The 14,096-nt window shown below is 71.3% G+C and carries 14 protein-coding genes; 6 read left to right on the plus strand and 8 right to left on the minus strand.

The window, feature by feature from the left end; genetic code table 11:
- Positions 1-107 precede the first annotated feature (107 nt).
- Complete coding sequence (locus ACLQ23_RS25800) at positions 108-752, minus strand: hypothetical protein (protein WP_053653390.1); 645 nt, start codon at positions 750-752, stop codon at positions 108-110.
- A gap of 335 nt (positions 753-1,087) precedes the next feature.
- On the opposite strand from ACLQ23_RS25800, the gene ACLQ23_RS25805 reads away from it, so the two are divergent.
- A complete protein-coding gene (locus ACLQ23_RS25805) occupies positions 1,088-1,786 on the plus strand; it encodes a class I SAM-dependent methyltransferase (protein WP_425735860.1) in 699 nt (232 codons plus the stop codon).
- A 244-nt stretch (positions 1,787-2,030) separates the two neighbouring features.
- Here ACLQ23_RS25805 and ACLQ23_RS25810 read toward each other — a convergent pair whose 3' ends face one another.
- A complete protein-coding gene (locus ACLQ23_RS25810) occupies positions 2,031-3,278 on the minus strand; it encodes an MFS transporter (protein WP_425735861.1) in 1,248 nt (415 codons plus the stop codon).
- A 53-nt stretch (positions 3,279-3,331) separates the two neighbouring features.
- Between ACLQ23_RS25810 and ACLQ23_RS25815 the strand changes: the two genes are divergently transcribed.
- Positions 3,332-4,393 (plus strand): LacI family DNA-binding transcriptional regulator, encoded by a 1,062-nt coding sequence (locus ACLQ23_RS25815; RefSeq protein ID WP_425735862.1) that lies wholly within the window; start codon positions 3,332-3,334, stop codon positions 4,391-4,393.
- Between the two features lie 29 nt (positions 4,394-4,422).
- Here the strand turns inward: ACLQ23_RS25815 and ACLQ23_RS25820 are convergent, their stop codons facing one another.
- Entirely contained in the window at positions 4,423-4,995 is a 573-nt protein-coding gene (locus tag ACLQ23_RS25820; RefSeq protein WP_355595728.1) for a TetR/AcrR family transcriptional regulator, read from the minus strand.
- A 110-nt stretch (positions 4,996-5,105) separates the two neighbouring features.
- Here ACLQ23_RS25820 and ACLQ23_RS25825 point away from each other — a divergent pair, with 110 nt between their 5' ends.
- A complete protein-coding gene (locus tag ACLQ23_RS25825; RefSeq protein ID WP_425735863.1) occupies positions 5,106-5,825 on the plus strand; it encodes an MBL fold metallo-hydrolase in 720 nt (239 codons plus the stop codon).
- 9 nt (positions 5,826-5,834) lie between these two features.
- Here ACLQ23_RS25825 and ACLQ23_RS25830 read toward each other — a convergent pair whose 3' ends face one another.
- Positions 5,835-8,348 carry a DEAD/DEAH box helicase gene (locus ACLQ23_RS25830; protein ID WP_425881218.1) on the minus strand — a complete coding sequence of 838 codons (2,514 nt, stop codon included), beginning with the start codon at positions 8,346-8,348 and terminating at the stop codon, positions 5,835-5,837.
- 52 nt (positions 8,349-8,400) lie between these two features.
- The gene (trmB, locus tag ACLQ23_RS25835; protein WP_425735864.1) at positions 8,401-9,099 is read right to left on the minus strand and encodes a tRNA (guanosine(46)-N7)-methyltransferase TrmB; all 699 of its coding nucleotides are present in this window, start codon (positions 9,097-9,099) and stop codon (positions 8,401-8,403) included.
- 130 nt (positions 9,100-9,229) lie between these two features.
- On the opposite strand from trmB, the gene ACLQ23_RS25840 reads away from it, so the two are divergent.
- Both ACLQ23_RS25840 and ACLQ23_RS25845 read left to right on the plus strand, forming a co-directional pair.
- Positions 9,230-9,811: a hypothetical protein gene (locus ACLQ23_RS25840; RefSeq protein ID WP_355595771.1), complete on the plus strand. Its 582-nt coding sequence runs from the start codon at positions 9,230-9,232 to the stop codon at positions 9,809-9,811.
- A 169-nt stretch (positions 9,812-9,980) separates the two neighbouring features.
- Positions 9,981-10,646 carry a class F sortase gene (locus ACLQ23_RS25845; RefSeq protein WP_355595769.1) on the plus strand — a complete coding sequence of 222 codons (666 nt, stop codon included), beginning with the start codon at positions 9,981-9,983 and terminating at the stop codon, positions 10,644-10,646.
- Positions 10,647-10,716: 70 nt separating this feature from the next.
- Here the strand turns inward: ACLQ23_RS25845 and ACLQ23_RS25850 are convergent, their stop codons facing one another.
- From ACLQ23_RS25850 to ACLQ23_RS25860, 3 genes are read right to left on the minus strand one after another with little or no spacing between them, the layout of a single operon-like run.
- Positions 10,717-11,034: an antibiotic biosynthesis monooxygenase family protein gene (locus tag ACLQ23_RS25850; protein ID WP_355595722.1), complete on the minus strand. Its 318-nt coding sequence runs from the start codon at positions 11,032-11,034 to the stop codon at positions 10,717-10,719.
- 34 nt (positions 11,035-11,068) lie between these two features.
- Positions 11,069-11,866, minus strand: a complete 798-nt coding sequence (locus ACLQ23_RS25855; RefSeq protein ID WP_425881219.1) for an exodeoxyribonuclease III — start codon at positions 11,864-11,866, stop codon at positions 11,069-11,071.
- A 37-nt stretch (positions 11,867-11,903) separates the two neighbouring features.
- Positions 11,904-12,824, minus strand: coding sequence for a proteasome assembly chaperone family protein (locus ACLQ23_RS25860; RefSeq protein WP_355595718.1), 921 nt, complete (start codon positions 12,822-12,824; stop codon positions 11,904-11,906).
- A gap of 399 nt (positions 12,825-13,223) precedes the next feature.
- On the opposite strand from ACLQ23_RS25860, the gene ACLQ23_RS25865 reads away from it, so the two are divergent.
- Complete coding sequence (locus tag ACLQ23_RS25865) at positions 13,224-14,078, plus strand: peptidase M23 (protein ID WP_425881220.1); 855 nt, start codon at positions 13,224-13,226, stop codon at positions 14,076-14,078.
- Positions 14,079-14,096: the final 18 nt, after the last annotated feature.

Consider the following 14,096-nt stretch of genomic DNA (forward strand, 5'->3'; position numbering starts at 1 on the left):
AGATCCGCGCAACTTCGCCGGACTTGCTGCCTCCCGACGACGGGAGGCAGCAGGATCCCTGAAGTTGCGCGGATCTTGGCGATTGCGGGTCGCGCGGGTCGGTGGTGTCAGGCGGCGGTGGACCAGATGGCGCGGAAGGCGGCGGCTTCGCCGGCCAGCCAGCGTTCGATCTGTTCGGGCTTGGCGTCGGTGGGCATGCGGTGGGCTTGGCCGCGCCGGACGTCGACAAGGACGGGCTCGGCGTGCGGGAGAACGGCGTCCATGTGTCGGGCCATCAGGTGCAGGGTCGCGAGCACTGATTCCTCGCTCGGTGGTGCCTCGTCGAAGTGCAGGCGGACCGCTTCGGCGCGGCCGTCGTTGTGGCGTACGCCGAAATGGGGGTTGATCTTGACGGGAAGGTCGCCCAGCATGGCCAGGGCGTCGCGCGTCTGCGCGAGGTCGATGGCGGCTGGGTCGCCGAGGGAGTGCAGCCAGGCAGTGGCACCGGGCACCAGGGCCTGGTAGAGCGGGCGCCAGCGTGGCTTGACCACGTCGACAACCCCGGTCAGGTGCGTGCCGCCGGTGTGGAAGGCGATGTCGGCCTTGAGCGCCTTGACGAACTGGCCGTGCGGGTTGAAGCCGGAGCGGCTGGCGCGCTGCTTGCGCAGGCCACCCACGAAGGTCGCCTTGGTGGGGCCGGTGCGGTCGACGTAGCGGGTGAAGCCGAGCAGAGTGGCGTAGGGCGTGAGGGGTGTGGAGGCGGGCGCGGTCACGGGCGTCCTCCCAGGTCAGGAGCCTTGATTAGTACATACATTCTAATCGACACCCCTGACATTGCCCACAGGGATCTGACGCTTCGAGTGTCCGGTCCACTTGAAGCTGGCACCGTCCACGGTTGTTGGCACCAGTGGTGGCACCGTCCGGATTGTGTTGGCACTGGTCTCCGGTCTCCGACATCTGGCGTCTGTCTCGTTGTAGCTGGTGACGGCCAGGGCGGTGTCAAAACCTCGAAGGTGGGTGCTCAGTTCACCGAAGTTGGCTTGGAGACTGGTAGCGTGCGCGGCTTCCGAGACCTACGCGTCCGCACCACATGAGGAGGAGCCGAACGATGACGGATGCCGGAACGCGGTTGGAAGGCGGCGGCACTTCTGGGTCACGGAGCAGGCGAGCGGACGGCTGGTTGGCAGACATCCGGATCTCCTACGACACGGTCGCCGACAGCTACTCCGACTACACACGGGTGGCCTTGGCCGGGGAGCCCTATCTGCTCGCGGCGTTGGCGTTGTTCGCCGACCTGGTCCATGCCGCCGGCGGTGGCCCGGTGGCGGACGTGGGCTGCGGACCAGGCCATGTCACTGCCCACCTGCATAAGCTGGGCGTCGATGCCTTCGGCGTCGATTTGGCACCCGCGATGATCGACATCGCTCGGCGGGAGCACCCCGACCTGCGGTTCGAGGTGGGTTCGATGACGGACCTACAACTCGCTGACGCCTCGATCACTGCTCTGCTCGCCTTCTGGTCGTTGATCCACATCCCCGACGACGAGATCCCGGCGGTTCTTGGCCACTTTCGGCGGGTGCTGCGTCCCGATGGACCTCTGTTGCTCGGCTTTCACGTCGGAGATGGGTCACAGCTGAAGACGGAAGGCTACGGCGGTCATCCGATGAAGGTCTACGTGCACCGCCGTCAGCCGGACCGGATGGCGACCTGGCTGCGCGATGCCGGATTCACGGTAAAGGCCCAGATGCTGCTCGGCCTCGACGAGAGCCTTCCAGGAGCGATCCTCTTTGCACACCGCCGGCCCTAGCATCCCGGCCAAGTCCACTGACCCAGGCATCGGTGGTGATCAAGCTCGACGAGGACGACGTCGCCGCGCTCGGCCACCCCGCTCAAGAAGGTGCCAACTAAACCTGGACGGAAACGCTTCCGCCGTCCGCACCTAGTTGGCACCGCTACTGCTCAAGCGCGACGATTAGTGCCACCTTCACGTGGACCGGACATCGAGGTTGTCCGTTCACGTACGTCGCATCCGGGTCCGGGCCGCGTCTGCATTAGCTCGGGTACGCCCGGCTCGGATCGGCGTAGGTGTTACCTCGGACCGCCCGGGGCAGCGCGCCCAGCACCAGTGCGGCACCGACCGCCATGATCGCGAAGACCATCCCCATGCCGAACGCGTCGGTAAGCGGCCCCACCACGATCGGTGCCGAGATCGCGCCGACGCGGGACAGCGCCGACACCATTGACGCCGTGCGGGCCGGGGCGATGCCGTGCCGCACGCTCAGGTGGTCCGCCGCGCCGAACAGCAGGGGGAACGCCGGGCCGGCTCCGAAGCCGGCGACTGCCACAGCGGCCAGCGCCCACCACGCCGGCGCGTCCGCCAGCGTGCACAGCAGACCGGTGCCGACCGCCGCCATCATGGTGGCGCCGCTGATCGTGGCGACGGTCGCCTGACCGATGCGCGCCACCGCCGCGTCCAGGAGCAGGCGGGAGGCGAGCAGGCCGGCGCCGAAGAGCACCGGGGCCGCCGCCGCCACCTGCGGTGTCGCGTCGAAGCCGCGGCTGAGCAGGAGACCGGTCCACTCCTGCCCGGGGCTCTCGACGTAGCTCGCGGCCACCGCCGCCAGCCCCAACACCGGCAGTACGTACCGCAGTCGACCTCTCGACCGTGGCGGCTGCGCCGGTTTGCTGGTCGATGCCGGTGCCGGTGGGCCGCCGGCCACCACGCCTCTGCGGCTGAGGGCGATCGCCACCTGGACGACAAGTGCGACCGCGGCGGCGATGCCGACGTGCAGGGCCACCGGCACCCGGAGCCCGGCGGCGATGGTGCCCAGCACGCCCGCCGCAGCCAGGGAGAGCGACCAGGTGGCGTGCATCCGTCCCATCAGCGTCGTGGCGCGGTGCTGCTGCACCCGGACCGCGAAGGCGTTCATCGCCACGTCGTGCGCGCCGTCGAGCACGCCCAGCAGGAGCAGTGCCCCGCCGAGCAGGGTCAGTTGCGGTGCCCACGCCACGCCCACGGCAAGCAGCGCATAGCCCGCGCCGGCGAGCAGGGTGGCCGATCGTTCACCGACCGCGCGGGCGAGCAGGGGAGCGACAAGCGACCCGAGCAGCCCACCGATCGCCGCCGCGAAGAGCACCACGCCGAACTGGGTCTCGCTTGCGGACACCCGGTCGGCGATCTCGGGATAGCGGGTGAGCAGGCTGCCGTAGAGTGCGCCGTTGACCGCGAACGCGGACGCGGGGACGAGCCAGTCGCTGCTCGTCCGGCCGCGCACGCCGTCCGCCACATCGACGCCCATGGGGCTAACTTATACGTATCAGAGAGTCGGCTCAACGCAGTGGAGTCTCCGAGATGAGCAACGTTCCACCCCCGCGGATGCGAGACGTCGCGAAGGCGGTAGGCGTCAGTCAGGCCACTGTGAGCAATGCGTTCAACAGGCCCGACCAGCTCAGTCGCGAGCTGCGCGACCGGATCCTCGACGCCGCACAGGCCCTCGGCTACCCGGGGCCCGACCCGCTGTCGAACACGTTTCGCCGTGGCCGGACCGGCGCCGTCGGGCTGATCATCCACGAGCCCCTGCAGTACCTCTTCGAGGACCCGGCGGCCCGACTGACAACGGCTGGTGTGGCCCGCATATGCGGCGAGCACGGCTCCTCGCTGGTGCTCGTCCCCCGCGCCGAACCGGGCCTCCCGGACATCGTTCCCAACGCTCTGGTGGACGGCTTCGTCGCCTTCTGCGACCCGCTGGAGCCCGAGCGGCGCGAGCTGCTGCGCGCCCGCCGCCTGCCGGTCGTCGGGCTCGACGCCCCGGTGGCGCCGGGGGAGCCGTACGTCGGCATCGACGACCGGGCCGCCGCCCGATCCGCGGCGGCCCACCTGGTCGACCTGGGCCACCGCCGCATCGGCGTGATCAGCTTCGCCCTGGCCCGGCGCTCGGAGACGACCGTGGTGTCCGCCGGTCTCGACGCCCCCACCGGGTACGTCGCCAACCGTGCCCGCCTCGACGGCTACCGGGACACCCTCGCGCCCGTACTCGCCGACGGTGGCCGGGTCGTCGTCGTGGCGGCCCGTGGGGTCGAGGAGGCCGACGGCGCCGCCGCGGCGGCACCTCTGCTGGATCTCGCCGAGCCGCCCACGGCGATCCTGGCGATGAGCGACAGGCTGGCGCTCGGCGTCGTCGCCGAGGCGACCCGCCGTGGCATCGGGGTTCCCGACCGGCTCTCCGTCGTCGGGTTCGACGACGTACCGGAGGCGGCAGCCGCCACGCCGGCCCTGACCACAGTGCGGCAGCCGCACGCCCGTAAGGGTGCCGAGGCCGTCCGCATGCTGCTGCGGCCGGCCCTCACCCGTACGACGCTGATCCTGCCCACCGAGGTCGTCGTGCGCGCTTCGACGGCGCCGCCCCGCGGGTGAGGTCGGCCGACGGTCGGAGGGCCGCTGTGTCATGTCGGTCGGGGCAGGTTGGCCAGGGCTGCGATCAGGCGGTCGATGCCGAACTCGAACGCCTCGTCGAGATCGCCGCCGAGGTTGAAGGCGCCGGCGAGTTCCATGCTGACGAAGCCGTTGGCCCAGGCGGTGAGCATGCGGGCGCCCGCCAGCGCGTGCTCGGGTCCGGCGAGGTCGGCGGCGACGCGGAGCGCTGGTGCGCTGGCCAGGGTCAGGCTTTCGAGGCTGGGGCGGGTCTCGGCGGGGCCGTTGCTGAACATCAGGTCGTAGCCGGCCGGTTGGGCGTGGGCGAACGCGCGGAAGGCGCGGGCCAGTTCGGCGAGGTCCCGGCCCGGATCGCCGCTGCCGGCGACGGCGCTGAGCCGTTCACCGAAGTCGCGGACGATCGCCTCGGCGACGAGCCGGATCAGGTCGTCACGGTTGCGGACCCGCTTGTACAGCGAGGGGGCGCGTACGCCGACCCGTTCGGCGACCGCCTGCATGGTCAGGCGGGGCAGTCCTTCGGCCTCCAGGATCTCGCGGGCAGCCGTGACGATGTCGGCGAGGGACGTCCGGTCGGGGGTGGGCATGGGTGGTCCTTCCGGGTTGGCGACGACCGTCACCATGATAGCTATGGCGCTTAGGCATGATGGCTATGTATCGTAGCCATCAGAGCGGGACGCCACACCTGGAGGAAGCCATGAAGCTCGGACCACACCTGCACCGCATCGGCAACGACATCGTCGCCGCCTACCTGATCGACACCGAGGAGGGCGTGACCGTCGTGGACGCCGGCCTCGCCGGCCACTGGTCCGACCTGGTCGCGGAGCTGTCCGCCATGGGCCGCTCGCTCGCCGACGTCAAGGGTCTGATCCTCACCCACGGCGACACCGACCACATCGGTTTCGCCGAACGGCTCCGGCGCGACCACGGCGTACCGGTCTACGTGCACGAAGCGGACGCCGCCCGCGCCCGCGGCGAGGTCAAGTCCAAGGCGCCCTTCGGGACCCTCAAGATCGGAGCGACGGCAGGCTTCATCTGGTACGCGGGCCGCAAGGGCGGGCTGCGCACGACCTACCTCACCGAGGTGGTCGCCGTGCAGGACGGGCAGGTGCTCGATTTGCCCGGCGCTCCCCGCATCATCGGCATGCCCGGTCACTCGCCGGGCAGCATCGCCGTGCACGTGCCGATCGCCGACGCCGTGTTCGTCGGCGACGCGCTCACCACCCGTCACGTGCTGACCGGCCAGCCGGGTCCGCAGCCGGCGCCGTTCACCGACGACCCGGCGCTGGCGCTCGCCTCGCTCGCCCGCATCGAGGACCTGCGGGCCACCTGGATCCTCCCCGGCCACGGCACCCCGTGGAATCAGGGCGCCGCCGAGGCCGTACGCCGGATCAAGGCCACCGCCGGTACCCGGTGACGGCGGACGTCAGAGCTGGCCGACGTCGGTGATCCGGACGACCGCCGCGCCGACCTCGTCGGACGCCACCAGGTCGACCTCGGCGCTGATACCCCAGTCGTGGTCGCCGTCGGGGTCGTCGAAGATCTGCCGGACCGTCCACTTCTCCCGGCCCTGCTCGATCATCAGCAGCGCCGGTCCCCGGGCGTCCGGCCCGGTACCGATCGAGTCGTACGCCTCGAAGTACGGCCCCAGCGCGTCGGCCCACGCGTCGTAGTCCCAGCCGTCGCCGGCGTCCAGTTCGGCGAGCAGATCCCAGCGGCGCAGCGCGGCCAGCTCGACGCGGCGGAACAGCGCGTTGCGCACCAGCACCCGGAAGGCCCGCGCGTTGCGGGTCACCGCAGGTGGCCGGTCGGTCAGGGAGGCGTGCGCCTGGGCCACCTCGGCCACGTCCGACGGGTTGCGCAGCCGCTCCCACTCGTCGATCAGGCTGGAGTCGACCTGGCGCACCAGTTCGCCGAGCCACTCGATGAGGTCGATCAGCTCCTCGGTCTTGGCGTCCTCGGGGACGGTCTGGCGCAGCGTCTTGTACGCGTCGGCCAGGTAGCGCAGGACGAGCCCCTCCGAGCGGGTCAGCCCGTAGAACTGGACGTACTCGGTGAAGGTCATGGCCCGCTCGTACATGTCGCGGACGACGGCCTTGGGGGAGAGTTCGTGGTCGGCGACCCAGGGGTGCCCCTGCCGGTACATCTCGTACGCGGCCCCGAGCAGTTCGGCGAGCGGCTTGGGGTAGGTCACCTCGTCGAGCAGTTCGAGGCGGGCCTCGTATTCGATGCCCTCGGCCTTCATGGCTGCCACCGCCTCGCCGCGCGCCTTGAACTGCTGCGCGGAGAGGATCTGCCGGGGGTCGTCGAGGATCGACTCGATGACGCTGAGCACGTCCAGGGCGTACGACGGGGACTCGGCGTCGAGCAACTCGATGGTGGCCAGGGCGAGGGGGGAGAGCGGCTGGTTGAGGGCGAAGTCGAGCTGGAGGTCGACGGTGAGCCGGATCCGCCGGCCCGTCTCGTCCGGCTCGGGCAGTTCCTCGACCACCCCACCGGCGCGCAGGGCCCGGTAGATGGCGATGGCCCGTCGGATGTGCCGGCGCTGGGCGGCGGGCTCCTCGTGGTTGTCGGTGAGCAGGTGCCGCATGGCGGTGAACGCGTCCCCGGGGCGGCCGATGACGTTGAGCAGCATCGAGTGGCTGACCTGGAAGCTGGACGTCAGCGGTTCCGGCTCGGCCTCGACCAGCCGGTCGAAGGTGGGCTGACCCCAGCCGATCGAGCCCTCCGGCGGCTTCTTGCGGACCACCTTGCGGCGCTTCTTCGGGTCGTCGCCGGCCTTCGCGAGGGCCTTCTCGTTGTCGATGACGTGCTCGGGCGCCTGCACCACGACCCGGCCGATGGTGTCGTAGCCGGCCCGACCGGCCCGCCCGGCGATCTGGTGGAACTCCCGGTTCTTGAGCAGCCGGGTGCGGACCCCGTCGTACTTGGACAAACCGGTGAACAGCACGGTGCGGATCGGCACGTTGATGCCGACGCCGAGGGTGTCGGTGCCGCAGATGACCTTGAGCAGGCCGGCCTGGGCGAGGGTCTCCACGAGCCGGCGGTACTTGGGCAGCATGCCGGCGTGGTGTACGCCGATGCCGTGCCGGACCAGCCGGGACAGCGTCTTGCCGAAGCCCGAGGTGAACCGGAAACCACCGATCGCGCTCGCGATCATGTCCTTCTCGGCGCGGGTGCAGACGTTGACGCTCATCAGCGCCTGGGCGCGTTCCAGCGCGGCGGCCTGGGTGAAGTGCACGACGTACACCGGGGCCTGCTTGGTCTCCAGCAGTTCTTCGAGCGTCTCGTGCAGCGGCGTCATCGCGTACGAGAAGATCAGCGGGACGGGCCGCTCGGCCGAGCGCACGACGGCGGTCGGCCGGCCGGTACGCCGGGTCAGGTCGTCGACGAACCGGGTGGTGTCGCCGAGAGTGGCGGACATCAGGACGAACTGGGCCTGCGGCAGCTCGATGATCGGCACCTGCCAGGCCCAGCCCCGGTCGGGCTCGGCGTAGAAGTGGAACTCGTCCATGATCACCTGGCCGACGTCGGCCTTCGCGCCCTCGCGCAGCGCCAGATTGGCAAGGATCTCCGCCGTGCAGCAGATGATCGGGGCGTCGGCGTTGACGCTGGCGTCGCCGGTGAGCATGCCGACGTTCTCGGCGCCGAAGACCTCGCACAGCGCGAAGAACTTCTCCGACACCAGCGCCTTGATGGGCGCTGTGTAGAAGGTCGTCCGGCTGTCGGCGAGGGCGGCGAAGTGCGCGGCGATCGCCACCAGGCTCTTACCCGAGCCGGTGGGCGTGTTCATGATCAGGTTGGCGCCGGAGACGATCTCGATGACCGCCTCCTCCTGATGGGGATAGAGGTCGAGGCCGCGCTCCTTCGCCCAACCGGCGAACGCGTCGAAGAGGGTGTCGGGGTCGGCGCTAGGCGGCAGCGCGGCGGTGAGCGTCATATCCCGTCCATGGTGCCTGGATCATGGCCTCCGGCGCCAACCGGCCTCCGTTTCACCGACGCCGGTAGATCAGGTCGGCGACCGGCCGCCCGGCGGTGATCGCCCGCCGCTCGAACTTCGTCACCGGCCGGTGGGCCGGGCGAGGCGCGAAACCGCCGTACGCGTCCACCAGCTCCGGGTCGGCGTCCAGGGTCTCCCGCATCGCCTCGGCGTACTCGGCCCAGTCGGTCGCGCAGTGCAGCGTGCCGCCGGCCGCCAGACGCGAGCGCAGCAGTGCCACGTGCGCCGGCTGGATGATCCGCCGCTTGTGGTGGCGCGCCTTGGGCCACGGGTCCGGGAAATAGACGTGCACGGCCGCCAGCGCACCCTCGGGCAGGCCCCTGACCAGGTCCAACGCATCGCCCCGCGCGACCCGCACATTGCCCAGGTCACCGCGTTCCACAAGGTCGAGCAGGTTCGCGATTCCCGGCGTGTGCACCTCGACCGCCAGATAATCTCGACCCGGGTCAGCGGCGGCCATCGCGGCGGTGCTGTCCCCCATGCCCGAGCCGATCTCCAGCACCACCGGTGCCCGACGGCCGAACAGTTTCGCGAGGTCGACGGGCGCGTCCGACACGTCCAGGCCGTAACGGGACCAGAGCCGGTCGAGCGCGTCGGTCTGCCGGCCGCTCATCCGGCCACGACGGGGGTGGAAGGTGCGGATGTGGCCCACTGGCGCAACGGCGGCGGGATCATTGTCGGTGGCGGTCACAACCATCCGAGGGTACGCGACGCCGTCGGCGGATCGGATGTGATGTGCGACCGGGAATGAGAGGATCCATCTGGTACGGCAGGCCGGGCGGTCCGCTGCCCGGCGCGGTCCTACCGCGTCGAGAGGGGGCATCGTGACAGTGACCCGTGGCGGCGTGACCCTGGCCGTGGTGACAGTGCTCGCCGGCCCCCTGCTGGCCGCCGCCCCCGCGTACGCCGCTCCCGGGCCGGACGCGTCCCAGCCGGCTGGCCTGCCGGTGTCCGCGCCCCAGCCGCCGCCTCCGGTCGACGTGTTCGTCGAGGTGACCCCCAGCACCGTGCAGCCCGGCTACCTCGTCGGCATCCGGGCCAGTTGCCGGGACAACTCGGTGGGCGCCACTGTCGTCTCCGACGCCTTCGGCGCGATCGGCGTCCAACCGCAGCGTGGCGTCCTTACCGCCGCACCGATGGTGCGCGAGCGCACCCGCCCCGGCAACTACCGGGTCAAGCTTGAGTGCCGCGACGGCGAGACCGCCTCGACGATGCTCCAGGTGGTCAAGAAGGTGCCGGAACACCCGAGCCGAGGGCCGGCCACCGGCTTCGGCGGTGGCTCCGGCGGCATGACCGGCAAACTGCTGCTGCCCGGCGGCGCGGCGCTCACCATCACCGGACTGATCGTCGCGGTGCTGGCCCTGCGTCGACCGCGTACCGTCCGTGGCGCTGTCCGCCGCTGAGCCCGCCATGGAGATCTTCCGCCCCACACCGCCGCCCGCCGGCTCCCGACCGCCCGCCGGTTCGGGCCCGTCTGCCGAGCGGCCGTCCGCTGGTACGCGGTCCGCTGCCGAGCGGTCGTCCGTCGAGCGGGCCTCCGCCGATCCGTCGGCTTCCCCGGGTCGGCCGTCCGTGGCCGCGCGCCCGGCCACGGCCGTCGCGCCCCGGCGCAGCCGTCCGTCCGGGCGCAGCCCCTGGTCGGTGCCCCTGGCCGTGGTGCTGGTGCTGGCCGGCGTGTTCGCCACCGGGGCAGGGTTGGGCCGGTCGGTCGGCCCCCTCGACTGGGCTCCGGCCGGCGGTGACCGTCCCGCCCGCAGTGAGACGGTCGGGTTGTCGGCCAGCCGCCCGGTGCGCCTCACGGTGCCGGCGATCAAGGTGGCCGCGCCGGTGGCGCCCGTCGGGCAGGCCCGCGACGGCTCGATCGCCGTACCGCCGTTGGAGCGGCACAACGAGACCGGCTGGTACGACCGCGGCCCGACCCCGGGCGAGCCCGGCCCGGCCGTGATCGTCGGGCACGTGGACACCAAGAGCGGCCCGTCGGTCTTCTACGACCTGGGCAAACTCAAGCCCGGGGACCTGATCGAGGTCGCCCGCGCGGACCGGTCGGTGGTGGTCTTCAAAGTCGACACCGTCGAGCACTTCCCGAAGGACAGGCTGCCCGCCGAACGCATCTACGGCCACGACGGCCCCGCCGGGCTGCGACTGATCACCTGTGGCGGCCAGTTCATCGGCGGCCGGACCGGCTACGCCGACAACGTGATCGCGTTCGCCACCATGCAGTCGTCCCGCAAGCCCTGACGCGGGGCGCACGGAAACTGCGGCATCCCGTCACGCCGGACACCTCGATCTCCGTGCACCCGCGTGAGGGTCAGGGCTGCGGAACGTGCAGCGCCACCTCGAACTCCAGGAGGCTCGCGCCACTGGCGACCGGCGGCTTGGGTTTCTCGCCGGGTGTGGTGGCGTGGGCGGCGCGGGACGGCCCGGCGGCCCAGGCCTGGTACGCCTCTTCGCTCTCCCACTTCGTGTACACGAAATAGCGGGTCTCGCCGGCAACCGGCCGGAGCAGCTCGAACCCGAGGAATCCGGGGGAGTTCTCCACGGTTCCCGCGCGGGCGGCGAACCGCTTCTCCAACTCGTCCCCGGCGCCCGGGGGGACCTCGATTGCGTTGATCTTCACGACTGCCATCTGCCCACCCTAGCCACCAGCGGGGGAGCGAGGCTCAGAACGTCTCGACCGCCGGAACGAGCTCGGCGTCGACCACGATCGGGGCGTGGTCGGAGGGGCCCTTGCCCTTGCGGGCCTCCCGGTCGACGTACGCCGAGCGGACCGCGCGGGCGAACGGCGCGGACGCGTACACCAGGTCGATCCGCATGCCCTTGTTCTGGTGGAACATCCCGGCCCGGTAGTCCCAGTAGGTGAACGGGTGTGGCCCCTTCATCGGGGTCGGCACCACGTCGCTGAGCCCCAGGTCACGAAGGGCCGCGAGAGCCGCCCGCTCAGGCGGGGTGACATGCGTGGAGTGGGTGAAGACCGCCGGGTCCCAGACGTCGGCGTCGGTCGGGGCGACGTTGAAGTCCCCGCAGACGGCAAGTGGCAGGCCGCTGGCGAGTTCCGCATCCAGGGCGTCGCGCAGCGCCGCGAACCAGGCCAGCTTGTACGCGTAGTGCGGGTCGTCCGGCGTCCGGCCGTTCGGGACGTACACCGACCAGACCCGCACCCCGTCGCAGGTGGCGGAGACGGCCCGGGCCTCCGGCTCGGGGAAGCCCGGCTCGCCCGCGAACCCGACCCGGACGTCGGCCAGGCCGATCCGGGACAGGATCGCCACCCCGTTCCACCGGCCGTTGCTGTGGTTGGCCACCGTGTAGCCCAGCTCGCCGACCTCGGCCATCGGGAAGGCGTCGTCGGGGCACTTGGTCTCCTGAAGGCAGACGACGTCGGGGGCGGTGCCGGCCAGCCACTCCAGCAGCCGGGGCAGGCGGGCCTTCACCGAGTTCACGTTCCAGGTCGCCAGACGCATGCCCCCAGCCTGCCCCATCCACCCCCGCGTCGCCGGGTCAGCCGCCCGGGGTGTCGCCGGGGCGTGTCTGCTCGGCCAGGAACCGTTCCAGCTCCGCGCCGAGCTCGTCGGCGGTGGGCAGCGGGCCGGCGTCCGCGGCGAGCAGGTTCTTCTCGCCGCGCCCGCGGGCGAACGCGTCGTACTGCTCCTCCAGGGCCTGGACCAGGGCGGCGGCGTCCTCGGTCTGGGCGACCTGCCTGTCGATCTCGACCCGGACCACCTCGGCGGCGGATCGCAGCCCGTCGCCGGGGAGCAGCAGCCCGGTGCTGCGTGACACCGAGGTGAGCAGCACCTCGGCGGCGGCCGGGTACTCGGTCTGGGCCACGTAGTGCGGCACGTGCGCGGCGAAGCCGAGCGCGTCGCGGCCCTGCTCGCCGAGGCGGAACTCCAGCAGGTGACCGACGCTGCCGGGCACCTGGACCCGTTGCAGCCAGGGCTCGTAACCGGCGATCAGCTCCGGTCGGGTGGCGTGCGCGGTCACGCCGGTCGGCCGGGTGTGCGGCACCGCCATCGGGATCGAGTTGAGTCCGACGGTGAGCCGCACGTCCAGCCGGGCGGCGAGGCCGGCGACCGCGGCGGTGAACCGCTCCCACTGAAGATCCGGTTCGGGGCCGGTGAGCAGCAGGAAGGGCGTCTCGTCGTCGTCGTGCAGCAGGTGCAGCTCCAACGCGGGCGCGTCGAAGCTCTCCCAGTGGTCCTCGACGAAGGTCATCACCGGCCGGCGCGAGCGGTAGTCGAAGAGTTGGTCGACATCGAAGGTGGCAATCGGCCTGCTCTCCAGCGAGGTGAGCAGCTGCTCGCGGGCCAGCCGGCTGGCGTTGCCGGCGTCCACGAAGCCGGTGAGGGCCTGGATCAGGACCGGTTGCCCGAGGTCGGGCAGATCGTCGGTGAGCTGGTAGAGCTCGTGTGGGTCGAGCACCGGTGCGGACCTCCCTGAAATGTGCCTACGGAATGCCGACGCGACGGACGGCACCCGGTTCGGGCAACGTACCCGCCATCCTTGTGCATTCCTTCGCCGGGCGATCCGTTGCCTGCCGGTGGGCACGATCGGACCAACCATCCCAATACGCCTTTCGGACGATGGATGGGTCGGCTCAAGGGCCGAGTTAGTCGATCATGTGGCGCGGGCGGGACCGATGTCCGGGCCTGTCACCGCCCGTGCCGGCCTGCGTGCGACACCGGCTTCATCCGGTACGCGAGGTCCGTTCCCCGGGCGCGTCCGGCCGCCCCAGTCGTCCACCAGGGCACCCCGAATCTGTGGCGAGGACCACGTGATCACCCTGCGTGATCGAGGAGGTCTCCTGCCTAGCCTCGGTTGATGCGTGACGACGGCACCCTCGACGACCCGAACGCCCCGAGCAGCCCCACTGCCGAAATGGAGGATGGCACCTCAGCCGAACGGACAACCCCCGCGAGTCGGCTCCGGTCGTACGCCCGTGACCTGACCGGACGTCGCCGGGCGCAGGTGGCGCTCGCCACCGGCGTGGTCTGCTGCCTCGGCCTGGCCGCCGCCGTGCAGACCCGCGAGGGGGACGCTGGCGTGGCGACCCGCGACGACGTGGCAAGCTCGGAGCTGGCGCAGCGCGCCGAGCAGCAGAGCGCCTCCCGTGGTCTCGGCCGTTCGGCAGCGCCGACGACCCCCGCCGCGACCCCATCGCCCTCCGCGACCACCGCCGACCCGGACACGACAGCGCGGGCCCGCAAGGTCGTCACGGCGAAGCCGACCGACCCGGCGCCGGTCGCCGGACTGGACGAGGACCAGATGGACAACGCCAAGGTGATCGTCCGGACCGGTCGCGACATGGGCATACCGCGGCGTGGCCTGGTGATCGCGGTGGCCACCGCCATGCAGGAGAGCAACCTCTACAACGTCGCCAGCGGGGTTCTGCCCGAGTCGCAGAACTATCCGCACCAGGGTGTCGGCTGGGACCACGACTCGGTGGGGCTGTTCCAGCAGCGCTCCAGCAGCGGGTGGGGCCCGATCGGCCGGTTGATGGACCCGGCGTACGCCACCCGCCAGTTCCTCGCCGCGTTGCAGCAGGTGCCCGGTTGGCAGCAGATGCGGCTGACCGACGCCGCCCAGGCGGTGCAGATCTCCGCCTATCCCGAGCACTACCAGCAGCACGAATGGCGGGCCAACCGGGTCGTCGACGCCATCGTTCCGGCCGGGTAGTAGCCTACCGACCACTGT

Origin of the sequence: Micromonospora sp. DT41, from assembly GCF_049841715.1 — a bacterium.
Taxonomy (GTDB): Bacteria; Actinomycetota; Actinomycetes; order Mycobacteriales; family Micromonosporaceae; genus Micromonospora; species Micromonospora profundi.

Excerpts from the sequence above, each read along its gene's own strand:
- ACLQ23_RS25805 (WP_425735860.1), top strand. The coding sequence starts at position 1,088 with ATGACGGATGCCGGAACGCGGTTGGAAGGCGGCGGCACTTCTGGGTCA.
- ACLQ23_RS25810 (WP_425735861.1), bottom strand. The coding sequence starts at position 3,278 with ATGGGCGTCGATGTGGCGGACGGCGTGCGCGGCCGGACGAGCAGCGAC.
- ACLQ23_RS25815 (WP_425735862.1), top strand. The coding sequence starts at position 3,332 with ATGAGCAACGTTCCACCCCCGCGGATGCGAGACGTCGCGAAGGCGGTA.
- ACLQ23_RS25820 (WP_355595728.1), bottom strand. The coding sequence starts at position 4,995 with ATGCCCACCCCCGACCGGACGTCCCTCGCCGACATCGTCACGGCTGCC.
- ACLQ23_RS25825 (WP_425735863.1), top strand. The coding sequence starts at position 5,106 with ATGAAGCTCGGACCACACCTGCACCGCATCGGCAACGACATCGTCGCC.
- ACLQ23_RS25830 (WP_425881218.1), bottom strand. The coding sequence starts at position 8,348 with ATGACGCTCACCGCCGCGCTGCCGCCTAGCGCCGACCCCGACACCCTC.
- ACLQ23_RS25850 (WP_355595722.1), bottom strand. The coding sequence starts at position 11,034 with ATGGCAGTCGTGAAGATCAACGCAATCGAGGTCCCCCCGGGCGCCGGG.
- ACLQ23_RS25855 (WP_425881219.1), bottom strand. The coding sequence starts at position 11,866 with ATGCGTCTGGCGACCTGGAACGTGAACTCGGTGAAGGCCCGCCTGCCC.
- ACLQ23_RS25865 (WP_425881220.1), top strand. The coding sequence starts at position 13,224 with ATGCGTGACGACGGCACCCTCGACGACCCGAACGCCCCGAGCAGCCCC.